Source organism: Halopseudomonas sp. Lyrl_26, assembly GCF_051948695.1.
GTDB classification, from domain to species: domain Bacteria; phylum Pseudomonadota; class Gammaproteobacteria; order Pseudomonadales; family Pseudomonadaceae; genus Halopseudomonas; species Halopseudomonas formosensis.
The window spans coordinates 25,082-49,967 of sequence record NZ_JAYJLH010000007.1 but is presented as its reverse complement, the minus strand read 5'-3'; the positions used below and the strand labels follow the sequence as shown (position 1 = coordinate 49,967).

Annotated in this window: 26 protein-coding genes; 10 read left to right on the top strand and 16 right to left on the bottom strand. The window is 64.9% G+C overall.

Features of this window, described 5'->3' with window-relative positions; all coding sequences use genetic code 11:
• Window positions 1-59: 59 nt before the first annotated feature.
• A complete protein-coding gene (mreB, locus tag VF673_RS10465) occupies window positions 60-1,097 on the bottom strand; it encodes a rod shape-determining protein MreB (RefSeq protein WP_090535832.1) in 1,038 nt (345 codons plus the stop codon).
• 259 nt (window positions 1,098-1,356) lie between these two features.
• Here mreB and gatC point away from each other — a divergent pair, with 259 nt between their 5' ends.
• The 5 genes from gatC to VF673_RS10440 all read left to right on the top strand — a co-directional run bounded on the left by gatC (window position 1,357) and on the right by VF673_RS10440 (window position 7,238).
• Window positions 1,357-1,644 carry an Asp-tRNA(Asn)/Glu-tRNA(Gln) amidotransferase subunit GatC gene (gene gatC, locus VF673_RS10460; protein WP_090535830.1) on the top strand — a complete coding sequence of 96 codons (288 nt, stop codon included), beginning with the start codon at window positions 1,357-1,359 and terminating at the stop codon, window positions 1,642-1,644.
• A 21-nt stretch (window positions 1,645-1,665) separates the two neighbouring features.
• Window positions 1,666-3,111, top strand: coding sequence for an Asp-tRNA(Asn)/Glu-tRNA(Gln) amidotransferase subunit GatA (gene gatA, locus VF673_RS10455; RefSeq protein WP_440291893.1), 1,446 nt, complete (start codon window positions 1,666-1,668; stop codon window positions 3,109-3,111).
• A 123-nt stretch (window positions 3,112-3,234) separates the two neighbouring features.
• A complete protein-coding gene (gene gatB, locus VF673_RS10450) occupies window positions 3,235-4,680 on the top strand; it encodes an Asp-tRNA(Asn)/Glu-tRNA(Gln) amidotransferase subunit GatB (RefSeq protein WP_440291892.1) in 1,446 nt (481 codons plus the stop codon).
• Between the two features lie 56 nt (window positions 4,681-4,736).
• Entirely contained in the window at window positions 4,737-5,135 is a 399-nt protein-coding gene (locus VF673_RS10445) for a septal ring lytic transglycosylase RlpA family protein (protein ID WP_440291937.1), read from the top strand.
• Window positions 5,136-5,207: 72 nt separating this feature from the next.
• Window positions 5,208-7,238, top strand: coding sequence for a BCCT family transporter (locus VF673_RS10440; RefSeq protein WP_440291891.1), 2,031 nt, complete (start codon window positions 5,208-5,210; stop codon window positions 7,236-7,238).
• Between the two features lie 52 nt (window positions 7,239-7,290).
• Here the strand turns inward: VF673_RS10440 and VF673_RS10435 are convergent, their stop codons facing one another.
• Together VF673_RS10435 and VF673_RS10430 are read right to left on the bottom strand one after the other, a co-directional pair.
• Window positions 7,291-7,875, bottom strand: a complete 585-nt coding sequence (locus tag VF673_RS10435) for a YajG family lipoprotein (RefSeq protein WP_440291890.1) — start codon at window positions 7,873-7,875, stop codon at window positions 7,291-7,293.
• 43 nt (window positions 7,876-7,918) lie between these two features.
• Complete coding sequence (locus VF673_RS10430) at window positions 7,919-8,221, bottom strand: PA4642 family protein (RefSeq protein WP_440291889.1); 303 nt, start codon at window positions 8,219-8,221, stop codon at window positions 7,919-7,921.
• A 210-nt stretch (window positions 8,222-8,431) separates the two neighbouring features.
• Here VF673_RS10430 and dauA point away from each other — a divergent pair, with 210 nt between their 5' ends.
• Window positions 8,432-10,162, top strand: coding sequence for a C4-dicarboxylic acid transporter DauA (dauA, locus tag VF673_RS10425; RefSeq protein WP_440291888.1), 1,731 nt, complete (start codon window positions 8,432-8,434; stop codon window positions 10,160-10,162).
• A 3-nt stretch (window positions 10,163-10,165) separates the two neighbouring features.
• On the opposite strand, the gene VF673_RS10420 is transcribed toward dauA, so the two are convergent.
• Window positions 10,166-10,723, bottom strand: a complete 558-nt coding sequence (locus VF673_RS10420; protein WP_440291887.1) for a hypoxanthine-guanine phosphoribosyltransferase — start codon at window positions 10,721-10,723, stop codon at window positions 10,166-10,168.
• 155 nt (window positions 10,724-10,878) lie between these two features.
• Here VF673_RS10420 and upp point away from each other — a divergent pair, with 155 nt between their 5' ends.
• Both upp and VF673_RS10410 read left to right on the top strand, forming a co-directional pair.
• Window positions 10,879-11,520 carry a uracil phosphoribosyltransferase gene (upp, locus tag VF673_RS10415; RefSeq protein ID WP_440291886.1) on the top strand — a complete coding sequence of 214 codons (642 nt, stop codon included), beginning with the start codon at window positions 10,879-10,881 and terminating at the stop codon, window positions 11,518-11,520.
• Window positions 11,520-12,788: a uracil-xanthine permease family protein gene (locus tag VF673_RS10410; protein ID WP_440291885.1), complete on the top strand. Its 1,269-nt coding sequence runs from the start codon at window positions 11,520-11,522 to the stop codon at window positions 12,786-12,788. Before upp ends, VF673_RS10410 begins: the two co-directional genes overlap by 1 nt.
• A 7-nt stretch (window positions 12,789-12,795) precedes the next feature.
• Here VF673_RS10410 and VF673_RS10405 read toward each other — a convergent pair whose 3' ends face one another.
• From VF673_RS10405 to VF673_RS10385, 5 genes are all read right to left on the bottom strand, one after another.
• Entirely contained in the window at window positions 12,796-13,200 is a 405-nt protein-coding gene (locus VF673_RS10405) for a type IV pilin protein (RefSeq protein WP_440291884.1), read from the bottom strand.
• A complete protein-coding gene (locus tag VF673_RS10400) occupies window positions 13,197-13,766 on the bottom strand; it encodes a pilus assembly PilX family protein (protein WP_440291883.1) in 570 nt (189 codons plus the stop codon). Before VF673_RS10400 ends, VF673_RS10405 begins: the two co-directional genes overlap by 4 nt.
• 5 nt (window positions 13,767-13,771) lie before the next feature.
• On the bottom strand, window positions 13,772-14,548 hold the full coding sequence (locus tag VF673_RS10395) for a PilW family protein (protein WP_440291882.1): 777 nt from the start codon (window positions 14,546-14,548) through the stop codon (window positions 13,772-13,774).
• On the bottom strand, window positions 14,545-15,021 hold the full coding sequence (gene pilV, locus VF673_RS10390; protein ID WP_177197752.1) for a type IV pilus modification protein PilV: 477 nt from the start codon (window positions 15,019-15,021) through the stop codon (window positions 14,545-14,547). Before pilV ends, VF673_RS10395 begins: the two co-directional genes overlap by 4 nt.
• Before the next feature lie 155 nt (window positions 15,022-15,176).
• Entirely contained in the window at window positions 15,177-16,142 is a 966-nt protein-coding gene (locus VF673_RS10385; protein WP_440291881.1) for a 2-hydroxyacid dehydrogenase, read from the bottom strand.
• A 66-nt stretch (window positions 16,143-16,208) separates the two neighbouring features.
• Between VF673_RS10385 and VF673_RS10380 the strand changes: the two genes are divergently transcribed.
• Window positions 16,209-16,844 (top strand): LysE family transporter, encoded by a 636-nt coding sequence (locus VF673_RS10380; protein ID WP_440291880.1) that lies wholly within the window; start codon window positions 16,209-16,211, stop codon window positions 16,842-16,844.
• A 16-nt stretch (window positions 16,845-16,860) separates the two neighbouring features.
• Here VF673_RS10380 and hemH read toward each other — a convergent pair whose 3' ends face one another.
• The gene (gene hemH, locus VF673_RS10375) at window positions 16,861-17,880 is read right to left on the bottom strand and encodes a ferrochelatase (protein ID WP_440291879.1); all 1,020 of its coding nucleotides are present in this window, start codon (window positions 17,878-17,880) and stop codon (window positions 16,861-16,863) included.
• A gap of 472 nt (window positions 17,881-18,352) precedes the next feature.
• Between hemH and VF673_RS10370 the strand changes: the two genes are divergently transcribed.
• Window positions 18,353-19,330, top strand: coding sequence for an NAD(P)/FAD-dependent oxidoreductase (locus VF673_RS10370; RefSeq protein WP_440291878.1), 978 nt, complete (start codon window positions 18,353-18,355; stop codon window positions 19,328-19,330).
• Between the two features lie 39 nt (window positions 19,331-19,369).
• On the opposite strand, the gene VF673_RS10365 is transcribed toward VF673_RS10370, so the two are convergent.
• The 6 genes from VF673_RS10365 to hemA form a co-directional block, all read right to left on the bottom strand.
• Window positions 19,370-19,894 (bottom strand): acyloxyacyl hydrolase, encoded by a 525-nt coding sequence (locus tag VF673_RS10365; protein ID WP_090535794.1) that lies wholly within the window; start codon window positions 19,892-19,894, stop codon window positions 19,370-19,372.
• Window positions 19,895-19,963: 69 nt separating this feature from the next.
• Window positions 19,964-20,755 (bottom strand): glutamate racemase, encoded by a 792-nt coding sequence (murI, locus tag VF673_RS10360; RefSeq protein WP_440291877.1) that lies wholly within the window; start codon window positions 20,753-20,755, stop codon window positions 19,964-19,966.
• On the bottom strand, window positions 20,748-21,506 hold the full coding sequence (locus tag VF673_RS10355; protein ID WP_440291876.1) for a molybdopterin-synthase adenylyltransferase MoeB: 759 nt from the start codon (window positions 21,504-21,506) through the stop codon (window positions 20,748-20,750). Before VF673_RS10355 ends, murI begins: the two co-directional genes overlap by 8 nt.
• Complete coding sequence (gene prmC / locus VF673_RS10350) at window positions 21,499-22,332, bottom strand: peptide chain release factor N(5)-glutamine methyltransferase (RefSeq protein ID WP_440291875.1); 834 nt, start codon at window positions 22,330-22,332, stop codon at window positions 21,499-21,501. Before prmC ends, VF673_RS10355 begins: the two co-directional genes overlap by 8 nt.
• Entirely contained in the window at window positions 22,332-23,414 is a 1,083-nt protein-coding gene (prfA, locus tag VF673_RS10345) for a peptide chain release factor 1 (RefSeq protein WP_440291874.1), read from the bottom strand. Before prfA ends, prmC begins: the two co-directional genes overlap by 1 nt.
• On the bottom strand, window positions 23,411-24,688 hold the full coding sequence (gene hemA / locus VF673_RS10340) for a glutamyl-tRNA reductase (protein ID WP_440291873.1): 1,278 nt from the start codon (window positions 24,686-24,688) through the stop codon (window positions 23,411-23,413). The genes prfA and hemA overlap by 4 nt, the downstream gene beginning before the upstream one ends.
• Window positions 24,689-24,886 lie beyond the last annotated feature (198 nt).

The following is a 24,886-nucleotide window of genomic DNA, read 5'->3' as shown; positions in this document are numbered from 1 at the left end:
GGGTGGGCTTCAGCGGTCAGTCCCGGCACCTGCGGTGCCGGGATGCGCCTGCCGGCCTATCATTCGGTGGACAGCAGATCCATGGCATGCTGGTCCATCATCTCCAGGGCACGACCGCCGCCACGAGCCACACAGGTCAGCGGCTCCTCGGCAACGATGACCGGCAGACCGGTTTCCTGGGCCAGCAGCTTGTCCAGATCACGCAGCAGTGCACCACCGCCAGTGAGGATCAGGCCGCGCTCGGCGATGTCCGACGCCAGTTCCGGCGGAGACTGCTCCAGCGCACTCTTGACCGCCTGGACTATGGTCTGCAGGGATTCCTGCAGGGCCTCGAGCACCTCGTTGGAGTTCAGGGTGAAAGCCCGCGGCACACCCTCGGCCAGGTTGCGGCCGCGCACGTCCACTTCCAGTACTTCACCACCGGGGAAGGCCACGCCGATTTCCTGCTTGATGCGCTCGGCGGTGGACTCACCGATCAGACTGCCGTAGTTGCGGCGCACGTAGGTGATGATGGCTTCGTCAAAGCGGTCGCCGCCGACCCGCACCGACTCGGCGTAGACCACGCCGTTGAGGGAGATCAGGGCAATCTCGGTGGTACCGCCACCGATGTCCACAACCATGGAACCGTGGGCTTCCTCGACCGGCAGGCCGGCACCGATGGCAGCGGCCATGGGCTCCTCGATCAGGTAGACTTCGCGGGCACCGGCGCCCAGGGCCGACTCGCGAATGGCCCGCCGCTCCACCTGGGTGGATTTGCACGGCACGCAGATCAGCACCCGCGGGCTGGGCTGGATGAAACTGTTCTCGTGGACCTTGTTGATGAAGTACTGCAGCATCTTCTCGCAGACGCTGAAGTCGGCGATGACACCGTCCTTCATCGGCCGGATGGCCTGGATGTTGCCCGGAGTACGCCCCAGCATACGCTTGGCGTCGGTACCCACTGCGACAACACTTTTCTGGTTACCATGGGTGCGGATGGCGACAACCGAGGGCTCATCCAGCACTATGCCACGATCGCGGACGTAGATCAGGGTGTTGGCGGTTCCCAGGTCGATGGACAGATCGCTGGAAAACATGCCGCGAATTTTCTTGAACATGCTGTTTATATACCCCGAGGGCATCTAGGTTTGAATGAGGGGAGCACGAAACAGGTATTTACCTGGCAAATGGCCACCGAACCTGCGATAAACAGCGGCAACATGACTCGAACACAGGCATTTGAATCGACACATCCCGAAGTGTCGCAACTCTAACAATGGCGGGGTTTTTGGGCAAGGCGCGGATGTGGTAAATTCCTCTCCTTTTCCCGGACATTGCTCACGCAACCCGCCCTATTCGATTTCGAGGAGAACTATAATGGCCCTGGATCGCTCCGACGTGGAACACCTGGCCCATCTGGCGCGCATTGGTCTCAAGGAGGCCGAGATTCCCGCCTATGCGGACAAGCTGTCCAGCATCATGGGGCTGATCGATCGGATGCAGGCAGTGGATACCAGCGGCGTACAGCCCCTGGCCCATCCCCTGGAAACCACCCAGCGCCTGCGCGCCGACGTGGTCACCGAAGATAACCAGCGCGACGCCCTTCAAGCCATAGCACCGGCCACCGAACAGGGGCTGTATCTGGTGCCGCGGGTCATCGAATAACCGAGACGAGATTCCATTTCCATGCATGAGAAAACCCTGGCCGAACTGTCTGCGGCCCTGCACAGCAAGGCGATCTCCAGCGTCGAGCTGACTGAACACTACCTCCAGCGCATCCAGCAGCTCGATGGCGCCATCAACAGCTTCATCACCGTCACCCCGGAACTGGCTCTGGAGCAGGCCCGCGCCGCCGACGCCCGTCTGGCCGGCGGCAGTGCCAGCCCGCTGACCGGCATTCCGCTGGCCCACAAGGACCTGTTCTGCACCCGCGGTGTGCGCACCAGCTGCGGTTCGAAGATGCTGGACAACTTCGTTGCCCCCTACGAGTCCACCGTGACCCAGCGCTTCATCGATGCCGGCGCCGTGACCCTGGGCAAGACCAACATGGACGAGTTCGCCATGGGCTCTTCCAACGAGTCGAGTTTCTATGGCCCGGTTCGCAACCCCTGGAATCAGGAGCTGATTCCGGGCGGCTCCTCCGGTGGCTCGGCCGCCGCCGTAGCCGCGCGTCTGTGTGCGGCCGCCACAGGTACCGATACCGGCGGCTCGATCCGCCAGCCCTCGGGCTTTACCGGCCTGACCGGCCTCAAGCCCACCTATGGCCGGGTATCGCGCTGGGGCATGATCGCCTACGCCTCCAGTCTGGATCAGGCCGGCCCCATGGCTCGCACTGCCGAAGACTGTGCGCTGCTGCTGCAGGCCATGGCCGGTTTCGACGAGAGGGACTCCACCTCGGTCGAGCATCCGGTGCCGGACTACAGCGCCGAGCTGAACCAGCCGCTGCAGGGGCTGCGCGTGGGCCTGCCGAAGGAGTACTTCGGTGAGGGTCTGGACGCCGGCATCGCCAATACCATTGATCAGGCGGTCAAGCAGCTGCAGGCGTTGGGCGCCGAGATAAGGGAGGTCAGTCTGCCCAACGCCGAGCTGGCCATCCCCGCCTACTACGTGATCGCCTCGGCAGAAGCCTCGTCCAACCTGTCCCGGTTCGACGGAGTGCGCTATGGCTACCGCTGCGAGAACCCGACCGATCTGATGGACCTGTACCTGCGCTCCCGCGAGGAAGGCTTCGGCGCCGAGGTCAAGCGCCGCATCATGGTCGGCACCTACGCTCTGTCGGCTGGCTACTACGATGCCTACTACCTGCAGGCACAGAAGATCCGCCGCCTGATCAAGAACGATTTCCTCGCCGCCTTCGAGCAGGTGGATGTCATTCTCAGCCCGACGTCGCCGATTCCCGCGTTCCGCATCGGCGAGAAGGTCGATGACCCGGTCAGCCTGTATCTGACCGACATCTACACCATCACAGCCAACCTCGCCGGCGTGCCGGGCGTCGCCCTGCCGGCGGGCTTTGTCAATGACCTGCCGGTGGGCATGCAGCTGCTCGGCCCCTATTTCAGCGAACCGCGCCTGCTGAACATGGCCCATCAGTACCAGCAGGCCACCGACTGGCATACCCGGGCGCCAATGTAAGACGCGGCGACGCTGCACCTCCGATGCCTCTCTCCCCCTGCGGGAGAGGGTGGCCCACAGGCCGGGAGAGGGGCAGCAGGCTCGCAGGCAGCGGCCAATACCGAATTTGAGGAAACACTGAACATGCAATGGGAAATCGTCATCGGGCTGGAGATTCACGCCCAGCTCACCACCGCGTCGAAGATCTTCTCCGGCAGCGCCACCACCTTCGGTGCCGAGCCCAACACCCAGGCCAGCCTGGTCGACCTGGCGATGCCGGGTACCCTGCCGGTACTCAACGCCCAGGCGGTGAAGAACGCGGTCAAGTTCGGCCTGGCCATCGACGCCGAGATCGGCATGACCAACGTGTTCGCACGCAAGAACTACTTCTATCCCGACCTGCCCAAGGGTTACCAGATCAGCCAGATGGACCTGCCGATCGTCGGCAGGGGCCATGTGGACATCACCCTGGATGACGGCACCGTCAAGCGCGTCGGCGTGACCCGCGCACACCTGGAAGAGGACGCCGGCAAGAGCCTGCACGAGGACTTCCAGGGCATGAGCGGCATCGACCTGAACCGGGCCGGCACGCCGCTGCTGGAGATCGTCTCCGAGCCGGACATGCGCAGCGCCAAGGAGGCGGTCGCCTATGCCCGCACCATCCACTCGCTGGTGCGCTACCTGGGCATCTGCGACGGCAACATGGCCGAGGGCTCCTTCCGCTGCGACTGCAACGTGTCGGTACGGCCCAAGGGCCAGACCGAGTTCGGCACCCGCTGCGAGCTGAAGAACATCAACTCCTTCCGCTTCATCGAGCGGGCGATCAATACCGAGGTGCAGCGTCAGATCGAGCTGATCGAGGACGGCGGCAAGGTGGTTCAGGAAACCCGCCTGTACGATCCGAACAAGGACGAAACCCGCTCCATGCGCAGCAAGGAGGAGGCCAACGACTACCGCTACTTCCCCGATCCGGACCTGCTGCCGGTGGTCATCGAGCCGTCCTTCGTCGAACAGGTACGCAGCGAGCTGCCGGAACTGCCGCAGCAGAAGCGCGAACGCTTCCAGAGCGAGTTCGGCCTTTCCGCCTACGACGCCAGCGTGCTCTCGGCCAGCCGCGAGATGGCCGACTACTTCGAACAGGTCCAGCGCACCTGCGGCGACGCCAAGCTGGCGGCCAACTGGGTGATGGGCGAGTTGTCCAGCCTGCTGAACAAGTCGGATATCGAGATCGACCAGTCGCCGGTCAGCGCCGAGCAGCTGGGCGGCATGATCCTGCGCATCAAGGACAACACCATCTCCGGCAAGATCGCCAAGATGGTGTTCGAGGCCATGGCCAACGGCGAAGGTGACGCCGACCAGATCATCGAGGCACGCGGACTCAAGCAGGTGACCGACACCGGCGCCATCGAGGCCATGCTCGACGAGGTACTGGCAGCCAATGCCGCCCAGGTCGAGCAGTACCGTGCCAGTGACGAGGCCAAGCGCGGCAAGATGTTCGGCTTCTTCGTCGGCCAGGCGATGAAGGCATCCAGGGGCAAGGCCAACCCGCAGCAGGTCAATCAGCTGCTCAAGCAGAAGCTGGACGGCTGATCTTGGCATTGCCCCTGCGAGGTCAATGCGGCCGCCCGGGCGTGCTGCGGCTGGCGGTGCGGGCGGTACTCGCTGCCCTGCTCCTGCTGGCCGGCCCCGCCGCCATAGGTACCGACCTGCCGGACAGCGAAGGCGGGTTGACCTATACCGCCGAGGGCCGTGCGTCCTACTATTCCTCCCGTCTGCACGGGCGGCGCACCGCCAGCGGCGAACCCTACGACGAGTCGGACATGACCGCCGCCCATCCCAGCCTGCCCTTCGGTTCCCGGCTGTGTGTGACCAACCTGTTCAATGGCCGCAGCACCACGGTGCGCGTCAATGACCGCGGGCCCTTTGTCCGCGGGCGCATCATCGACGTATCCCTTGCCGCGGCAAGAGAGCTGGGCATGCTCCGCGCCGGCACCGCCCGGGTGCGGGTGAAGACCTGCAATGATGATAACGATGAGGATAACTGAAACGCTGGAGCACCAGCGCGGCTGTACTAGACTCCAAAGGATACTTACAGGAAAACAAGGAACTGGTCGCCCATGACGGAAACGACACGGAAACGACTCTGGAACACCACCATTGTGCTGCCGGTCTTCATACCGGCGTTCTTCTTCATCCTGCTGCTGGTCATAGGTACCGCCAGTCAACCTGATCTGGCCGGGGAGCTGTTTTCCTCGCTGCTGGCCTATATCACCAGCAGCTTCGGCTGGTTCTACATGCTGGCCGTGGCGATATTCCTGGTCTTTGTGGTGATAGTCGCCCTGAGCCGCTGGGGCAACATAAAGCTCGGGCCTGACCACTCCGAACCCCAGTACAGCTTCCCGGCCTGGTTCGCCATGCTGTTCTCCGCCGGCTACGGTATCGCCCTGCTGTTCTTCGGCGTCGCCGAACCCGTGCTGCATTATGCCGACCCCCCTGTGGGTGCGGGACTGACAGTGGATGCGGCCAAGCAGGCCATGCAGATCGCCTTCTTCCACTGGGGTTTTCACATCTGGGCCATTTATGGACTGACCGGCCTGGTGCTGGCGTACTTCTCCTTCCGCCACGGCCTGCCGCTGTCCATCCGCTCGGCGCTCTACCCACTGATCGGTGACCGCATCTACGGCCCCATCGGTCACGCGGTGGATATCTTCGCCATTCTCGGCACCATGTTCGGCATTGCCACCACCCTGGGCCTTTCCGTTGCGCAGATGAATGCCGGCTTCAACTATCTGTGGCCGGCGATACCGGTGGATACCTGGGTTCAGGTTGCCTGCATTGCCGGCATCACGCTGCTGACCATGGGCTCGGTGGTAGCCGGGATGGACAAGGGCATCAAGCGTCTGGCCATGCTCAACATGGTGATCGCCACGGCGCTCATGCTGTTCGTCTTCCTGCTGGGGCCGAGCATCTTCATTCTCGAGACCTTCCTGCAGAACACCGGCAGCTACCTGAACAACATCGTCGAGCGGACCTTCAACCTGCAGGCCTACTCGCGCAGTGACTGGATCGGTAACTGGACGCTGTTCATCTTCGGCTGGACCATCGCCTGGGCACCCTTTGTCGGCCTGTTCATCGCCAAGATCAGCCGTGGTCGCACCATCCGCCAGTTCGTCTTCGGTGTGATGCTGGTACCGACCTTCTTCACCTTCTTCTGGTTCTCGGTATTCGGCGACACCGCCCTGCACCTGATCATCAACCAGGGCTACAGCGAGCTGATCGATCAGGTCAAGACGGATAACGCCATCGCGCTGTTCAAGCTGCTGGAGCAGTTCCCCTTCACCTCGGTGGCCTCCTTCCTGACCGTGCTGCTGATCACCCTGTTCTTCATCACGTCGGCGGACTCCGGAGCGCTGGTGGTCGACTCGCTGGCCTCCGGGGGTGCTCTGGAAACACCGGCCTGGCAGCGCGGCGCCTGGGCCATCCTCAGCGGCGTGCTGGCCTCGGTCCTGCTGTTGGCCGGGGGACTCAAGGCGCTGCAGAGCATGGCGATTGCCAGCGCACTCCCCTTTGCCATCATCATGCTGCTGTCGGCCGTGGGCATGTGGCGCGCCCTGGTGATCGAGAGCCATCACCAGAGGGTCAGCCACAGCAGCCGCAGCAGCGGCCCGAGCCTGTGGCGCAAGCGCCTGGCCGGCATAGTCACCTATCCTGAGAAGGATGAGGTGGAACAGTTCATCAAGGGCACCGCCCTGACCGCCATGATCCGCGTCGCCAAGGGACTTCAGGCACAGTCCTGGCCCGCGGAGGTCCACTACGACGAGGAAAATACCCGCGCCTATCTGGAGGTGGTATCCGACCAGCTCGACTTCCTCTACGAGATCCGCCTGCGCGAGTACCTGCGTCCGGCCTTCGCCAACCCGGATACCAGCGAGACCGCCGACGAGGACAGCTACTACTACCGTGCCGAGGTATTCCTGCGCCGGGGTGGTCTGGCCTACGACGTCTATGGTTACGAGGACAAGGAGCTGATCAGCGACATCCTGGATCACTTCGAGAAGTATCTGGATTTCCTGCAGCTGTCACCGGGCGTGCTGCCATGGAACATGGCCGAGCATGACGAGCTGCTGAATACGCCGAAGGAAGGTTGAGGTGAGGTATTGAGGATACCGGCAGGCCGTCAGGGCCTGCCGGTCGTTCCGATCACTGCTGCAGCAGGCGGATGATTTCCGGATCACGGAAGATGCGCGACAGGGCATCGCTCATCACTTCGCTGACCAGACGGGTGTTGGTGGCCTGGTTGGGCGCATAGCCGAAGCGATGCTGGGCGGAGGCGCTGTAGCGACCGTTGTAGCGCTCATTGAGCGAGCGCACTTCGGCGCTGAAGGTCGCCCCGATGTCTGCCTGGGTCACGTAGACCCCATCCTTGGGCGAGATGTAGCTGAGCTCTGACAGGCTGACCACCAGGCTGTTGGCGTTGGGGGTACCTTCGGGCACCACGCTGAAGCCCAGCTGACGCAGCGCCCCTTCCACCTGCTGACGGATATGGTTGAGGGCCTGCGGGTTGATGGTCAGGTTGCTGGTCTCCGGGTAGAGACCGCCGCGGGTGCCGAGTACCGGCGAGCTGCGGGTGTCGCGCACGGTCACCACCACGGGCTGCTGTCGGGCGACCGGACTCAGGGTAGTGGTGACACTCGGGGTGACATTGAGTTGCTGCGGACTGTGGGCGCAACCGACCAGCACCAGTGCCAGTCCCGCCAGTCCCAGCCAGCGTGAAAACCTCGTCATGACTGCATCTCCTTCAGCGGAATGAACCTGCGTTGGGTTCGGATCAGGCGTCCAGCGGCCGGGCACCGGCTTCGAGCAGGGCGGCGACGTATTCCTCGGCCTGGTCATGCTCGGAAATGACCTGCAGGAAGGTGCGCCCCTGGGCGTCCTCACCATTCACGTCATGGCCGGCGGCCTTGAACATATCCAGGAAGCGGACGAAATCGTGGGCCCGCAGACTGCGATAAGCCCGCGCGAGCATGTAATGATCCACCGGCTCGTCACCATGGGGACGGAAAGTGAGAAACACCGCGACCTGTTCATCGGTCATCGGCTCGCCAACCACCTTCTTCTTGTCTTTACGCACGGACAACCCTCTTCAGTGAAATCGAAAGGAGGGGATTGTAGCACTCCCGGAGGTCGGGCATCAGCCTGGCGCTGCGACTACACAGGGCCCGGCTGGAGGGAGTATGCTGATAGGGCCTTGTGGCCGGTTCTTCCCTGGGGCGCGCCTGGAAACGGACAATCAAGATCTGTTGTGGCAATCCGCCCCTGCGATGTCAATACAGGAATCAGCATGTCCAACCTGTCCTTGCCCCTGTTCGCTGCCCTGCGCGACAGCTTCCGTCAGGGCTATTCGCTGAGCAGCCTGCGCAGCGATGTACTTGCCGGCATCACCGTCGGCATCATTGCCATCCCGCTGGCCATGGCCCTGGCCATCGCCGTAGGCGTGGCGCCCCAGCATGGTCTCTATACCGGTATCGTCGGCGGGCTGATCATCGCCCTGTTCGGCGGCTCGCGGTTCAATATCTCCGGTCCCACCGCCGCCTTCGTGGTGATACTGCTGCCCATTACCCAGGCCTACGGGCTGGGCGGCCTGCTGCTGGTGACCCTGATGGCCGGCGCCATACTGGTGGCGTTGGGGGTGGCCCGCATGGGCAACCTGATCCAGTTCGTGCCCTACCCGGTGGTGATGGGCTTCACCGCGGGGATCGGCATCGTCATCGCCACCCTGCAGATCAAGGACTTCTTCGGCCTGCAGGACGTAGGGCCGCACACCCACTATCTGGACCAGCTGCAGGCGCTGGCCCGGGCACTGCCGAGCATCAGTCCGGGTGACACCCTGGTGGGGGCGGTCACCCTGGCTGTACTGATTCTCTGGCCGCGCCTGACCCGGCGCATCCCCGGCCACCTGATCGCCCTGCTGCTGGGCAGCCTGCTTGGGCTGCTGCTGATGGGCCTGGATGTGTCGGTGGCTACCCTCGGCAGCCGCTTCAGCTACGAGCTGGACGGCGTGACCCACGCCGGCATCCCGCCGCTGGCACCGCAATGGGTCCTGCCCTGGCAACTGCCCGGTGCCGACGGCCAGCCACTGCAGATCAACTTCGAGTTGCTGCGCCAGCTGCTGCCCTCCGCCCTGGCGGTGGCCATGCTCGGCGCCATCGAGTCGCTGCTCTGTGCCCTGGTGGCTGACGGCATGGCCGGTACCCGCCACGATCCCAACGCCGAGCTGATCGGCCAGGGCCTGGGCAATCTGGTGGTGCCCTTCTTCGGTGGCATCACCGCCACCGCCGCCATCGCCCGCACCGCCACCAGCGTACGCAGTGGCGCCCGCTCGCCCATCGCCGCCGTGGTGCACGCGCTGGTGATATTGCTGGCGGTGGTGCTGCTGGCGCGGCTGTTTGCCTGGCTGCCGATGGCGTCCCTGGCCGCCATGCTGCTGATGGTGGCCTGGAACATGAGCGAGGCCAAACGGGTGATCCACCTGCTGCGCGTGGGCCCCCGCCAGGACGTGCTGGTCCTGCTGATCTGCCTGCTGCTGACGGTGCTGTTCGATATGGTACTGGCGGTGGGTGTGGGGCTGCTGATGGCCTCGGCGCTGTTCATCAAGCGCATGGCCGATCTCAGTGAAGGGGTGCGGGCGCGGCCGGACCGGGAGCTGCAGGTCGAGCTGCCGGACGCCGTGGTGCTGTACCGTATCCAGGGCCCGCTGTTCTTCGCTGCCGCCGACAAGGCGCTGCGCGCGCTCAGCCAGTTCGAGGAGCAGATCCGCTATCTGATCATCGACATGCGCGCGGTGCCGAGCATGGACATGAGCGCCCTGGTGCTGTTCGAGCAGGCATTGGGAGACATCCGCCGGCGCGGTGTGCAGGTCTATCTGAGCGGGGTCAAGCCCCGCATCCGGCTCAAGCTGAAGCGGGCCGGTATCCACGCCCGTCGCGGGGAGATCGGTTTTACCGCCTCGCCGGAGCTGGCAGCCAGACTGATCCGGGCGCAGCAGGAGGACGCTGCGCCGGTGCAGGCCTGAGGATCAGAAATCCTTGAGCGCGTAGATACCGGCGGCGTTGCGCCAGTAGCCCTTGTAGTCCAGGCCATAGCCGAACACGTAGCGATCAACCACATCCAGCCCGGTGAAGTCGGCACGCATGCCCGGGAAGGCCTTGCGGTCGTGGGTCTTGTCCAGCAGAACGGCGGTCAGTACCTGTGCCGCGCCGGCATCGCGGCAGTACTCCATGATCGCGGCCAGGGTATGCCCCTCATCGAGAATGTCATCGATGATCAGCACGGTGCGCCCGACCAGGGAATGCTCGGCGCGAGCCTTCCAGAACAGCTCGCTGCCCGACAGCTTGTTGCGGTAGCGGGTGGCATGCAGATAGCCCACTTCCATGGGGAAGTTCAAACGGGTCAGCAGTTGCCCGGCGATGATCAGACCGCCGTTCATGACGCTGTAGACGATCGGGTTGCTGTCCTTCAGCCTCTCCGTGATGGCCTCGGCCATCTGATCCATCGCGGCTTCCACCTGCTGCTGGGTATAAAGGCAATCCGCCTCGTCCATCACCTGTCTGACGTGATCGAGATCAAGGGACATGCAAGCCTCCGGGGCAAGGGTGAAAGCGACGCAAAATACTGCACCTGCCGCGGTCACGCAAGGTAATGTGGCGATTTACCGCCCAATTGCGGATGACCGGCATCGAGCATTAGTTTAGGCTATCCGCGTATCTTTCCCGCCAGGAACCCTGCCCCATGAATATCCAGGAAATCCGCCATCCGCTGATCCGTCACAAGCTCGGCCTGATGCGCCGCAACGATATCAGCACCAAGAACTTCCGTGAACTGGCACAGGAAATCGCTGCGCTGCTGACCTACGAGGCGACCAAGGACATGCCGGTCGAAAGCCATGCCATCGATGGCTGGTGCGGCAAGGTGGAAGTCGAGAAGCTGGCCGGCAAGAAGATCACCGTGGTACCCATCCTGCGCGCCGGTCTGGGCATGCTCGACGGTGTACTCAGCCTGATCCCCAGTGCCAAGGTGAGCATGATAGGTCTGGTGCGCAACGAGGAAACCCTCGAGGCCGACACCTACCTGCAGAAGCTGGTCAACGAATTGCACCAGCGCCGGGCGCTGATCATCGACCCCATGCTGGCCACGGGCGGCTCCATGATCGCCACCATCGACATGCTCAAACGGGCCGGTGCCCACGAGATCCGCGCACTGGTGCTGGTTGCCGCACCGGAAGGCATCAAGCGGGTCAATGAAGCCCACCCCGACGTGGAGATCTTCACTGCCTCGGTGGACCAGCATCTGAACGAGCATGGCTACATCATTCCCGGCCTGGGCGATGCGGGTGACAAGATCTTCGGCACACGGCAGAAGGACGTGCATTGATGCAGCAGGATATGAGTACCACCGGCTGGCGCAGCGCCCTGGCCGGTTCGCAGATGCTCTTCGTGGCCTTCGGCGCCCTGGTGCTGATGCCCCTGATCACCGGCATGAACCCCAGTGTGGCGCTGTTCACCGCCGGTCTTGGCACCCTGATCTTCCAGTTCATCACCCAACGCCAGGTTCCCGTGTTCCTGGCGTCCAGCTTCGCCTTCATTGCACCCATCCTGTACAGCAACCAGACCTGGGGGATCGCCGCCACCCTGGGCGGGCTGATAGCGGCAGGCATGGTCTACCTGGTGCTGAGCCTGCTGGTTTATCTGCGCGGGCCTGATTTCATTCAGCGCCTGCTGCCGCCGGTGGTGGTCGGCCCGGTGATCATGGTGATCGGTCTGGGGCTGGCGGGTACGGCAGTGAACATGGCCCTGGGCAAGTCCGGGGACGGCAGCCTGCAGCTGGTGGACGAATCCGCCGCCATGATCATTTCCCTGGCGGCACTGCTCACCACCCTGGTGGTGGCTGTCTATGCCAGGGGCATATTCCGCCTGCTGCCGATCATGGCTGGAGTAGTGGTGGGCTACAGCCTGTCCTGGATACTGGGCGTGGTGGACTTCACCAACATAGGTACCGCCAACTGGATTGCCATGCCCGCCTTCGTGACTCCGGAATTTCACCTGGCCGCCATTCTGTTCATGATTCCCGTCGCGCTGGCTCCGGTGATCGAGCATATCGGCGATGTCATGGCGATCAGCTCGGTGACCGGCAGGAATTTCCTGCGCAAGCCCGGGCTGCACCGTACCCTGATGGGTGACGGCCTGGCCACATCCGCGGCCGCGTTCATCGGTGGGCCGCCGAATACCACCTACTCCGAAGTCACCGGCGCAGTGATGCTGACCCGCAACTTCAACCCCATGGTGATGATCTGGGCCGCCTTCTTCGCCATGGGCCTGGCCTTCGTCGAGAAGTTCGGAGCGGTTCTGCTGGGCATTCCGGTGCCGGTAATGGGCGGTATTCTGTGTCTGCTGTTCGGCTCCATTGCGGTGGTGGGGATCAATACCCTGATCCGCAACCAGGTGGACCTGTCCGAGGCGCGCAACCTATGCATCGTCTCGGTTACCCTGGTGTTCGGCATCGGCGGCATGGCCATCGGGAGTCACGAACTGACCCTGCAGGGTGTCAGCCTGTGCAGCGTGGTGGCGATACTGCTCAACCTGATACTGCCGGCGGCCCCCGCCTCGGCCACTGGAGCAGCGGCAGAATCCAACCCTTCCTGATCCCTATTCAGCGCCGCCAGCAACGGCTGTCCGCCGGCGTGCGCTGATTGATCTGATCCAGGCTGTAGCTGGCGCAGGGATCGCCAGCCATCAGCCCGCCCGGTACCGCAGTGGCGGTCAGGGTGAAACTCTCCGCCCCCAGCGCCGCATGCAGGATATACAGTGGCGTGCCGCTGGCCGGACTCTGCAGCGTCAGCTGCGGCACCGTACCCGCATCGTAGCCCCCATGGCGCACGTAGTGCCGCTCCAGCCGCTGGGCATTCTCCAGCAGGATACCCGCCACTTCGGCGCGCCGGGCCTGGCGCACGTGCTCCTGATAGGACGGCAGGGCAATACCCGCCAGTATGGCGAGGACCAGCACCACCAGCATGATCTCGATCAGGCTGAACCCCTGCCCCCGTCGCTGATTCACTGCAGCTGCCTCCAGGCAACCCGCCGGAACGCCTGCGGCCCCACACCCGACGCCGTCATCGCAGCGGCACCCTGCTGCTGTGCATAGCCGGCCTCGAGCAGCGTGCTGACCTGGCCCTGCCGCGCCAGTACGGTGACCCGGTACAGCGTCCCGTCGCTGCCAGGCGCGATACCGGGCAGCAGACTGCTGTCCCCCTGGCGCACCAGGCGGAACCAGACTTCCACCTCGCTACCGCTCACCGGCAGCTGACTCCAGTCCGCCCCCGGCGCGCTGCCCGCAGCCCCGTTCAACACCGTCACCGGTACCTCACAGAGCGGCTGACAGGGATCCGTTGGCAAGCTCAGCAATCCGGCTTCGAGCTGCTGCTCGAGATAACGCAGGGCACTTTCGGCAGCCTGGAAGCTCTTGTTCAGCTGGCGGGAGTTATGTGCCATGCGCTGTTGCAGCGTGGAGTCGGATACCCCAGCCAGGGCGATCAGGGTCAGCAGCAACAGCATGACCAGACTGACCAGCAGGGCGGCCCCCCGCTGACAAGGTCGAATGGGTCGATACCTGGGCAGCGACATCGGGCTCACTCCAGCCGGTTGCGCAGGGCGCTGACCAGGGTGTACCGGCGCTGACGCAATTGCCCCCGGCCGGCAGGGTTGTCGGACAGCGCCAGCAGGATACGCACACTGCGGACCCGGGGCCCTTCATCCGGTTGCAACGTCGCCACATAGGCCCCTGCCACACCGTCCTCGTCAGCACTGGCAGCCAGACCGAACTGCACGCCGAAGCTGGCCACGCCCTCGATCAGCGTCTCGAAATTGCCCGCGCCATTGGTACGCACCTGCAGGTTATGGCCGGCCAGCCGGTATTCCACCTTGCGTACGGGAATCAGGATATCCCCCGGGGTCACGGCCAGCGTCTCGCCGGCCTCCGCCACGCGCACCTCGTCCAGGCAGTTGGTAGCCAGCAGCCAGCGTGCATCATAGCCGGCCGCATCGCGCTGCTCCGCTGTATGCACCGGATCATGCACGGTCACGGCGCTGACAAGCCTGAGCACACCCGCCGAATGCGAGATGGGCGTGGCCAGGGGCCCTGGCAGCTGGGCGGCCATCGGCGCGGGCAGCCGCTGCAGATCCAGACAGCCGAAGGCACCAGCCTGACGGATATCGCGACCGAGGCGGGCTAGCACGAAGCGGGTATTTTCCTGCACTGCAGCCAGTTGCTGCTGAAGCACGAAGCTGCTGCGGTTGGCCAACAGCTGTTGAATCGCACCGGCCACCAGCAGCAGCCCCACGGCCATCGCCACCATGAGCTCTACCAGGCCCACTCCGGCCTGGGTGGTTCTCCCTCGCCCCTTCACGGCAGGCCCCTGATGCGCGTGGACAGCAGCAGACTGGCCTGGGCTCCCGGCCCATCCAGGCGCTCCTGGGACCAGCCGATGTGAATGCTGACCTGGGGACCCTGCACCTGCACACGGGCATGCCCGGCGGGCAGTTCGCAGGTGACGGCATGCATGAAATCGTTGCGGTCGGTCTGTACTACCGACGCTCCCGGTGTCGCGGGATGACAACCCTGATCCAGCTGCATGGCGTACTGCGCCAGAGCGTCAGGATTGGCACGCATGCGATCCAGCAGGTCATAGGCGATGAAGGAGGCATGCGTGAGGTCGGCCGCCGCTGCACTGACCCGCAACGCCTGGGCCTGCAGCAGCATCGCACCCTGCCCTCCGACAGCAAGAATCAGCAGGGCAACCAGAACCTCGATGAGACTGGCGCCCTGCTGTGCTGTGGTGCGGTGGAACCGGGCTGTATGGATGGCGTAAGCGTCCGGCATGGCGCCCCCTGCAGCAGTTGAGTTGCCCCAGGGAATGCCGGCTCCTGGCATGGACCGGCGACTCTAGCGAGCGGGCGCTCTGCCTACATCACCCCAAGGGGTGATGATGGGTAATCTGTGACCGGGGTCGCGGGCGGATTGCCGACCGCTCCCCGTCAGGCTACCCGGCGTGCGGGGCCGGTGCCGGAACCGGCGGCATGCAGCAGGTTCTCCGCCAGCTGGCCGACGATACGCTGGCGCGCCTCGCGGCTGCCCCAGGCACTGTGGGGGGTCACCACCAGATTGGGCAGATCGTCCGCCAGCAACGGGTTGCCCGCCGCCGGCGGTTCGGTGGTGAGCACATCGAAGCCGGCACCACCCAGGTGCCCGCTGCGCAGGCTGTCGACCAGCGCCTGCTCGTCCACCAGACCACCGCGACCGGTATTGATCAGCAGACTGCCGGGCTTCATCAGCGCCAGCTGGTTGCGACCTATCATGTTCCGGGTGCTGTCCGTCAGCGGGCAGTGCAGGCTGAGAATATCCACCCGGGGCAGCAGGGCCTCCAGCGAAGGCCGTTCGGGGTGCGGCCGCCCGGGAACCGCACCGACCACCACCTGCATGCCGAAGGCCCGGGCCAGGCGGCCCACCTCCTGCCCCAGTTCGCCATAGCCGAGGATGCCGAGGGTGCGGCCGGCGAGCTCGCCTATGGGGTAATCCAGCAGGCAGAACTGGGTACTGCGCTGCCAGGCGCCGTCACGCACCGCCCGGCGGTAGCTCTCGAAGCGGGTGATCAGCACCAGCATCAGCATCAGGCTGTGCTGGGCCACCGACGGGGTGCCGTACCCCTGGCAGTTGTAGACCGCGATGCCCCGCTGACGGGCCGCCTGCAGGTCCACATTGTTGGTCCCCGTGGCGGCGATCAGGATCAGCTGAAGGCCGGGACAGGCCTGCATCACCTGCTCATCGATAACCACCTTGTTGGTGATCACCACCTGATGTCCGGCGATACGTTCGACCACCTGGTCGGGGGTAGTGGCCCCATGCAGCGTCAGTTGACCGGCAGCCTCGCGCAGCACCTGCAGGTCCAGGTCGCCTTGATCCAGCGAGGCATGATCGAGAAATACCGCCGAGAGCTTTTTCATTGTGTGACCCGTGTGCAAAGTCCAGTGGAGCGTTAAAATGGCCGCTTTTGGGCCGGAGCAACCACATTGTATCTGAATGAATTTCTGGTAGTGGCCCTGGTGCATCTGCTGGCGGTGATCAGCCCCGGGCCGGATTTCGCCGTGGTTATCCGCAACAGCGTGAGCGCCGGGCGCCAGGCGGGCCTGATGACGGCCCTGGGAATCGGCAGCGGTATCTTTTTGCACGTGGCCTATTCCCTGCTGGGGATCGGCCTCATAGTGTCCCAGTCGATCTGGCTGTTCAACCTACTGAAACTGCTGGCTGCCGCCTACCTGCTGTACATCGGCATAAAAGCGCTGGGCGCACGGCCACAGGCCAATGCCGGAGACCTGTCTGCCTCGCAGGTCAGCATGAGCCCCGGCAAGGCCTTCAGTGTCGGTTTCATCACCAATGGCCTGAACCCCAAGGCCACCCTGTTCTTCCTGTCGGTGTTTACCCTGGTGATCAGTCCGCAGACGCCGACCCTGGTCCAGGCCGGTTACGGTGTCTATCTGGCGCTGGCCACCACCCTGTGGTTCTGTCTGGTGGCCCTGCTGTTCAGCCAGCCGGCGGTGCGCCGCGGTTTTGCCCGCATGGGGCACTGGTTCGACCGACTGATGGGAGCGGTGCTAGTCGGTCTGGGGCTGCACCTGGCCCTGTCGGAGTGGCTCAGGCGCAGCTGAGCCACGCCCTCCCAGTTCACGCGCTGACCGGCTCCCGCCGCGCCCAGTCCGCCAGCACATCCATCCACTGCGGGTGATCGTTCAGGCAGGGAATCAGCACCAGCTCCTCGCCCCCGGCGTTGATGAACTGCTCCCGCCCACGATCACCGATCTCCTCCAGCGTCTCGATGCAGTCGGCGGTAAAGGCCGGACACATGACCAGCAGGCGCTTGACACCCCGGGCGGCCAGCCTCTCCAGCTCCGCCTCGGTGTAGGGCTCAATCCACTTGGCCCGCCCCAGGCGGGACTGGAAGGCCAGGCTCCACTGATCATCCCCGAGGTTGAAGCGCCGGGCGACTTCCCGGCTGACCGACTTGCACTGCGAGCGGTAGCAGCGAGCATGGGCGGGGGACGGCCGCTCGCAGCAGTCCGGCGAACTCAGGCAGTGGCCGCCGGTCGGGTCGGCCTTGCGCAGATGACGCTCGGGCAATCCGTGATAGCTGAACAGCAGATGGTCGAAGCCACCCTCCAGATGAGGGCGGGCACTTTCGGCCAGGGCGTCCAGATAGTCGGGGCGGTCATGGAAGGCCGGCAGCTCGGTCAGGTGTACCTTGAGGCCATGCTGATCGATGACCCGCCGGGCCTCACGCACGGCCGTGGCGATAGTGCTGTCAGCAAACTGCGGATACTGGTGCATCAGCAGTATCTCGCTGACGCCCTGCTGCACCAGAGCGAGAATGCCCTGTTCGATGGACGGCTCGCCGTAGCGCATCGCCAGCTCCACCGGCATGTCCAGTCGGCTGCGCAACTGGTCCCGCACCCGCTGACTGATTACCACCAGGGGCGAGCCTTCCTCCCACCAGATCGAGGCATAGGCCTCGGCGGAGGCCTTGGGGCGGCGCAGCAGTATCATGCTGACCAGCAGGCGACGCGGCAACCAGGGCAGATCCACCACGCAGGGATCCATCAGGAACTGGTTGAGATAGCGGCGTACGTCCGCCACCTCGGTACTGGCTGGCGACCCCAGATTGACCAGGAGCACTCCCCGTTCAGACATCAGTTTTCTCCCGCGTGGCGATGGTGACTGGAAACCGGATTGTACCCTGCCGGCTGGGCTTTTACTGCAATGGCCGCCATAGGACGCGCCTATCACAGGCAGAGAGCGTGCCCCCGCGTTTCGCACCGAGGCGGTGCTCCTACAAAAAAACAGACCCTCCCCCAGACCGTAGGAGCACCCGCCGCAGATGCGATACATGCTCGCCCCCTTTCGCACCGGGGCGGTGCTCCTACACAAAAACAGACCCTCCTCCCGACCGTAGGAGCACCCGCCCCGGGTGCGATACATGCCCGCCCCGTTCGCACCGGGGCGGTGCTCCTACACAAAAACAGCCCCTCCTCCCAACCGTAGGAGCACCCGCCCCGGGTGCGAATATGTGCAGAGGCGGTGATGCCGGAGGTATTGCGGCTGGGCGGCGATTCGGTGATGCTGTGCAGCACCGTGACCAGCCACGAAATCAGGGGCCCGAGCCATGCGCATCACTCAACAGGGAATCGCCGTCATCGGCGCCGGACTGGCGGGGCTGAGCGCGGCCCGGGTTCTGACCGACGCCGGGTTGCCGGTCACCCTGTTCGACAGCCAGCCTCGGCCGGGCGGGCGGCTCGGACACGAAGGTCCAGCGGACATGGCGGCACAGTATTTCACGGCCAGGCATCCCGCCTTCCGCCAGGCCACCCGCGAGTGGCAGAACCGGGGGTGGATAGCCGACTGGACGCCACACCTCTACCTGCATGACCACGAATACGGCCTGCGCCCCTCCTCCGACGATATCCAGCGCATGGTCGCGGTCCCCCACATGGCTGCGCTGGCACAACAGCTGCGCCAGGCCACCCCGTTCGAGCACTGCGCTGTCGAGCGCCTGCGGCGGACTACCGAGGGCGATTGGCTGGTACATGCCGGCAACGGCACCACCCACGGCCCCTTCGACGCCCTGGTGCTGGCGGTCCCCGCCGATGTAGCCGCCCCCCTGCTGGAGGTCGCTCCCCCGCTGCAGCAGGATGTGGCGCGGGTCCACCTGCGCCCCTGCTGGAGTGTGGCCCTGACCTTCGCGCAGCCCCTGCAGACCCAGGTCGAGGCCTGCTTCGTGCGTGATGGGCCGCTGGACTGGCTGGCCCGCAACAGCAGCAAGCCGGCGCGTGGCGAAGGGGAAGTCTGGGTAGTGCAATCCACATCCAGCTGGGCCGAGCGGCATGCCGACAGCAGCGAGCAGGAGGTGATTGCCGAGCTTTCTCAGGCCATGGCGGAGGTTCTGGGTCAGCCGTTACCGGAGCCGGGCGCCAGTCAGGCACAGTTCTGGCCCCAGGCCAGGCCTGCCGAGCAACTGAAATGGGGCGCACTGGCCGCCCCGCGACTGAACCTGTACGTCTGCGGCGACTGGTGTCTGGGGGGACGAATCGAAAATGCCTGGCTCAGCGGTCGTCAGGCGGCACGGGCGCTGCTCGACAGCTGAGCCCGTGCGAGCCGGGCATCCCTGCCCGGTTGCGACAGATCAGAAGGCGAGGCGGTAATACAGCGCGCCCATGTCGATGCCGTCGTTGGGTTGCTTGATGCCGGCGTTGGAGTAGTGGTAGTAGCGCACGCCGACCTCCGAACCCGAGGCAAAGCGCAGGCCGGCGCCCAACCGGTCCTCGAACTGAAACTTGCTGCCCAGGTCCTGACTATCGAGATTGGTTTCGGTGAAGTAGGCCGCACCTATGCCGGCCTCGAGAAAGGGCGTGACGCCGCCCTCGGACGCGCCGAAGTTCAGCCGGAACATGGGGGTCAGGGTCACACTGGTGGCATCCAGCCCGCTCCAGCGGGTTACCCCGGCATCCCAGTAGCCATTCAGCAGCACACCGCCGGAATCACTCTGCCACAGGGTGCGGCCGAACTCGAACTGGGCGCCGATGCGGTAGGTAGTGGTGCTTTCGGAGGATTCCCCGATCTGAACAGTAATCCCGTCCAGTGCGTGGGCGGCGGGCATGGTCAGCAGGGATGACATTACGCAGGATAGTGCCAGGGCAGCTCTTTTCATCGTGTCGTTTCCTTACCAGAGTTGTACTGCTTTGATACAGACTTCAATAACTGGTTCCGCTGCGCTTGTTCAGCGCTCCAGGGCCTGCACTGCCGGTGCCGACTCCCCCCAGAGTATGGGCAATACCTGCTGCAACTGCTGGATATCGCCACTGCTCCAGAACTGCTCGGGCCGGGCCGGCCCCTGCGCCAGCAGGTCGAACCGCTGCAACTGGTTGCGCAGCTGTCGGGCTACCGCAGCGCCGGTGTCGATCAGGCGGATATGCCCGGGCAGCAGGCGCTGCAGAGCGGGCTTGAGAAACGGGTAGTGGGTGCAGCCGAGGATCAGCGTATCGCAGCCGGCCTCCAGAAGTGGCTGAGTATAGCCAAGCAGCAACTGGGTGAGGTAGTCACTGTCGAGCTCACCGCGCTCGATGCATTCCACCAGCCCCGGGCAGGGCTGGGTGACCACCTTCACCGAGCCGGCGAAGCGGTCCAGCAGTGCAGCAAAACGCGCGCTGCGCAGGGTTCCGGTGGTCGCCAGCACCCCCACCACGCCAGTCTGGGTGGCCAGGGTGGCGGGCTTGACCGCCGGTTCCATACCGACGATGGGCACTCCATAGCGGGCGCGCAGCTCACCCACCGCCGCTGCCGTGGCGGTATTGCAGGCCAGCACCAGTGCCTTGGCTCCCCGGGACAGCAGGAAGTCGGCGATCCAGCAGCTGCGTTCGATGATCAGTTCCGGCGGTTTCTCGCCATAGGGGACAAAGCCGCTGTCGGCGACATACAGCAGGGATTCGGCGGGCAGCAAGTGGCGGATCTCGCGCAGTACCGAGAGCCCGCCGACCCCCGAGTCGAACACGCCGACGGGTTGTTCAGACATTGCCCTGCCCTGCCCCGCAGCAGCCGCAGCCCGGGTCGCGGCGGATGCGCAGTTCACGGAAGCGGCTGCTGAGGGCATCGATCAGCAGCAATCGACCCACCAGCGGCTCACCGAAACCGGCCAGCAGCTTGAGCGCCTCCAGTGCCTGCAGGCTGCCGACCATGCCCACCAGCGGACCTATGACCCCGGCCTCGCTGCAGCTCAGCGCCACATCATCGCCGTCGCCGTACAGGCACTGGTAGCAGGGACTGGCCGGATCCCGCGGATCGAACACGCTGACCTGCCCCTGCAGCCGGATGGCGGCGCCGGAGACCAGCGGCTTGCGCAGGGCAACGCAGGTGGAATTCAGCGCCTGGCGGGTGGTGAAGTTGTCGGTGCAGTCGAGAACCAGATCCACCCGGGCCACGGCCTCGCGCAGTTGCTCGCCGAGCAGGCGCTGGTCCAGCTGATGGATACGCACCTCGGGGTTGAGCGCGGCCAGCCGCGCGGCAGCGGAGTCGGTCTTGGGTCGGTCCAGATCAGCGGTGGCATGGATGATCTGCCGCTGCAGGTTGGTCAGATCCACCCGGTCGTCATCCGCCAGCCACAGCTCGCCGACCCCGGCACCGGCCAGATAGAGCGCAGCCGGACTGCCCAGTCCGCCCATGCCTACGATCAGCACGCGGCTGTCGAGCAGGCGCTGCTGACCCTCCACGTCGATCTGCTCCAGCAGAATCTGCCGGCTGTAGCGCAACAGTTGTTCGTCAAGCATGCCACTGCCCTCCGCTGACCCGCAGCTGACCACCCAGATCGCGCCAGCTCTGCACCAGGTTCATCCCGCGCTCGCGCAGCAACTGACATACCGCCGGTGCCTGCTGCCAGCCATGCTCGAGCAAGAGCCAGCCGCCCGGCGCGAGATGATCCGGGGCCTCGGCGATGATGCGGCGGATATCGTCCAGACCATCCTCACCGCTGACCAGCGCACTGGCCGGCTCGAAGCGCACATCGCCAAGCGCCAGATGCGGATCGTCTGCGGCGATGTAGGGGGGATTGGAGACGATCATGTCGAAACACTGCCCGTCGAGGGCGCTGAACCAGTCACTCTGCAGAAAATGTGCATGGGTCAGCCCGAGTCGCTCACCATTGCGCCGGGCCAAGGCCACCGCAGCCGGCATGCGATCGACCCCGATCAGCTGCCACCGGGGGCGTTCCGCCGCCAGCGCCAGGGCAATGGCGCCTGTGCCGGTGCCCAGATCCAGTAACCGGGCCGGGCCGGCGGGGCCCAGCTCCAGGGCCACTTCCACCAGGCGCTCGGTGTCCGGGCGGGGTATCAGCGTATCCGGAGCGACCTTCAGATCCAGCGACCAGAAACCCTGCTGGCCCAAGAGGTAGGCCACCGGTTCACCCTGACGGCGCCGCGCCAGCAGCGCATCGAACTGCGCCAGCTGGGTCTCGTCCAGCTCGCGCTCGGGCCAGGTCAGCAGGTAGCTGCGCGGCTTGCCCAGCACATGGGCGAGCAGCAGCTCGGCGTCGAGCACCGGCGTATCCGACGCCGGCAGGCTGGCTGCGGCCAGAATGGCAGCGATGCTCCGGCCCATCAGGAATCCAGCGCGGCCAGCTGATCGGCCTGATACTCGCGGCGCAGCGGTTCGATCACCGCATCCAGCTCGCCCTCGATGACACTGTCCAGGCTGTACAGCGTGAGGTTGATACGGTGGTCGGTGACCCGGCCCTGGGGGAAATTGTAGGTGCGGATGCGCTCGGAGCGGTCACCGGAGCCGACCAGCGAGCGGCGGGTATCGGAAATCGCCTTCTCCTGGGCCTCGCGCTGCTGGTTGGCCAGCCGCGCCTGCAGCAGGGCCATGGCCTTGGCGCGGTTCTTGTGCTGCGAACGCTCCTCCTGACACTCCACCACGATGCCGCTGGGCAGGTGGGTAATGCGGATCGCCGAGTCGGTCTTGTTGACGTGCTGCCCACCGGCGCCGGAGGAGCGGAAGGTATCCACCCGCAGGTCGGCGGGGTTGATCTCGATGGCGGCCTGTTCATCCGGTTCGGGCATGACCGCCACGGTGCAGGCGGAGGTGTGGATGCGGCCCTGGGATTCGGTCTCCGGCACCCGCTGCACGCGGTGGGCGCCGGATTCGAATTTCAGGTGGGCATAGACGCCCTGCCCATCCACGCGGGCAATGATTTCACGGTAGCCGCCATGCTCGCCGGGGTTCTCCGACAGCACCTCGATACGCCAGCCACGCCGCTCGGCGTAGCGTGAATACATGCGGAACAGGTCACCGGCGAAGATTGCCGCCTCGTCACCACCGGTGCCGGCGCGGATTTCCAGAAACACGTTGCGCTCGTCATCCGGGTCGCGTGGCAGCAGCAACAGGTTCAGCTCGGCTTCCAGCTCGGCCAGCGCGGCGCTGCAGCTCTGCGCGTCGTCCTCGGCCATGGCGCGGATATCCGGATCGCTGTCCTTGAGCAGGCTGCGGGCCTCCTCGAGATCGGCGCTGACCTTGAGCCACTGGTTGTAGCACTGCACCGTCGGCTCCAGCTCCGCATATTCACGGGAATAGGCGCGGAACCGGGTCTGGTCACTGATGACCTCGGCATCGCTGAGCAGCGCCGAGAGCTCCTCAAAGCGCTCGCGCAGGGTGTCCAGACGTTGCAGCAGTGATGCTTTCATTGTTTGCCCCGTGCACTGGTTTCATTGTCCAGCCCGAACAGCTCCATCGCCAGCGACAGGGACTCGGTGCGCCCCTCCGCGCTCATGCGCTTGAGCTGCACGCTGGGTTCATGCAGTAGTTTGTTGGTAAGGGCGCGGGCCATTTCCGCCATCACCTGTGCCGGGTCGCCGCCACGTTCCAGACGGGCCAGCGCCTTGCCCAGTTCCTGGTCACGCTGCAGTTCGGCCTGTTGCCGGTAGCGCTTGAGCACATCCACCGCGGCGCGGGCACGCATGCGCTGCATGAACTCCTCGGTACCCAGCTCGATCAGCCGCTCCGCCGCCTGGGCCGCATCCTGGCGCGAGCGCATGTTCTCCTCGATGACCTCACGCAGGTCATCGACACTGTACAGATAGACATCGGCGAGCTTGCCGACCTCGGGTTCGATATCCCGGGGCACGGCGATATCGACCATGAACATGGGGTTGTGCCGGCGCTGCTTCAGGGCCCGCTCCACCGCGCCCTTGCCCAGGATCGGCAGCGGACTGGCAGTGGAAGCGATGACGATATCGCATTCGTGCAGCACATCGGGTATCTGGTTCAGGGTAACGGCCCGACCACCGAGGGGCGCGCTGACCTCCTCGGCCCGTTCCAGGGTGCGGTTGGCGATGATCAGCCTGCTGACGCCCTGCTCGTTCAGGTGGCGGGCGACCAGGGCGATGGTCTCTCCGGCGCCGATCAGCAGCGCGGTACTGCGTCCCAGATCGGCGAAGATCTGCCGCGCCAGACTCACGGCGGCGAAGGCCACCGACACCGGGTTGGCGCCGATGGCGGTATCGGTACGTACCTGCTTGGCGGTATTGAAGGTGCTCTGGAACAGACGATCAAGGCGGGGGCCGAGGGTGCCTGCGGTGCGGGCATACTGCCAGGCGTCCTTCATCTGGCCGAGGATCTGCGGCTCGCCCAGCACCATGGAGTCCAGACCGGCGGCCACCCGCATCATGTGGCTGACCGCACCGGCCTCCTGATGCACGTAACTGCAGCGGGCCACATCCTCCGGGTTCAGGCCGTGATAGCGCGCCACCCACTCGATCAGCTGCTCGGGCCGGGCCTGGTCCTGCGTGCAGTAGATTTCCGTGCGGTTGCAGGTGGACAGGATCGCCACTTCCCGAGCGGCCGTTTCATCACGCAGCTGCTGCAGCGCATCCGCCAGCTGGTCCGGCGCGAAGGCGACACGCTCGCGCACGTCGACCGAAGCCGTCTTGTGATTGATCCCGACTGCGAGAAAGCCCATGACACCTCAATGATAAAAGCCCGACATTACCGGGTTAAAAACGGCCAATTGTCCTATGTATGGGGGCGTCAATCAATTCCCCGGCCACCGGCGGAACGAAATCGACACCCGAGCCATCCCAGGGATACTGCACTTGCACACTGTGGGTTTGCCACTCATCCTGTATCATCATCTGCAGGCAATACCCGCAGACAGCGG

Coding starts and splice junctions, on each gene's coding strand:
- murI (WP_440291877.1), bottom strand. CDS start 20,755: ATGTCTGAACAACCCGTCGGCGTGTTCGACTCGGGGGTCGGCGGGCTC.
- VF673_RS10435 (WP_440291890.1), bottom strand. CDS start 7,875: ATGACGAGGTTTTCACGCTGGCTGGGACTGGCGGGACTGGCACTGGTG.
- VF673_RS10385 (WP_440291881.1), bottom strand. CDS start 16,142: ATGAAAAAGCTCTCGGCGGTATTTCTCGATCATGCCTCGCTGGATCAA.
- VF673_RS10440 (WP_440291891.1), top strand. CDS start 5,208: ATGACGGAAACGACACGGAAACGACTCTGGAACACCACCATTGTGCTG.
- gatB (WP_440291892.1), top strand. CDS start 3,235: ATGCAATGGGAAATCGTCATCGGGCTGGAGATTCACGCCCAGCTCACC.
- prfA (WP_440291874.1), bottom strand. CDS start 23,414: ATGAAAGCATCACTGCTGCAACGTCTGGACACCCTGCGCGAGCGCTTT.
- gatA (WP_440291893.1), top strand. CDS start 1,666: ATGCATGAGAAAACCCTGGCCGAACTGTCTGCGGCCCTGCACAGCAAG.
- upp (WP_440291886.1), top strand. CDS start 10,879: ATGAATATCCAGGAAATCCGCCATCCGCTGATCCGTCACAAGCTCGGC.
- VF673_RS10370 (WP_440291878.1), top strand. CDS start 18,353: ATGCGCATCACTCAACAGGGAATCGCCGTCATCGGCGCCGGACTGGCG.
- VF673_RS10355 (WP_440291876.1), bottom strand. CDS start 21,506: ATGCTTGACGAACAACTGTTGCGCTACAGCCGGCAGATTCTGCTGGAG.
- hemH (WP_440291879.1), bottom strand. CDS start 17,880: ATGTCTGAACGGGGAGTGCTCCTGGTCAATCTGGGGTCGCCAGCCAGT.
- VF673_RS10420 (WP_440291887.1), bottom strand. CDS start 10,723: ATGTCCCTTGATCTCGATCACGTCAGACAGGTGATGGACGAGGCGGAT.
- hemA (WP_440291873.1), bottom strand. CDS start 24,688: ATGGGCTTTCTCGCAGTCGGGATCAATCACAAGACGGCTTCGGTCGAC.
- VF673_RS10365 (WP_090535794.1), bottom strand. CDS start 19,894: ATGAAAAGAGCTGCCCTGGCACTATCCTGCGTAATGTCATCCCTGCTG.
- pilV (WP_177197752.1), bottom strand. CDS start 15,021: ATGCCGGACGCTTACGCCATCCATACAGCCCGGTTCCACCGCACCACA.
- dauA (WP_440291888.1), top strand. CDS start 8,432: ATGTCCAACCTGTCCTTGCCCCTGTTCGCTGCCCTGCGCGACAGCTTC.
- prmC (WP_440291875.1), bottom strand. CDS start 22,332: ATGGGCCGGAGCATCGCTGCCATTCTGGCCGCAGCCAGCCTGCCGGCG.
- mreB (WP_090535832.1), bottom strand. CDS start 1,097: ATGTTCAAGAAAATTCGCGGCATGTTTTCCAGCGATCTGTCCATCGAC.
- gatC (WP_090535830.1), top strand. CDS start 1,357: ATGGCCCTGGATCGCTCCGACGTGGAACACCTGGCCCATCTGGCGCGC.
- VF673_RS10410 (WP_440291885.1), top strand. CDS start 11,520: ATGCAGCAGGATATGAGTACCACCGGCTGGCGCAGCGCCCTGGCCGGT.
- VF673_RS10400 (WP_440291883.1), bottom strand. CDS start 13,766: ATGTCGCTGCCCAGGTATCGACCCATTCGACCTTGTCAGCGGGGGGCC.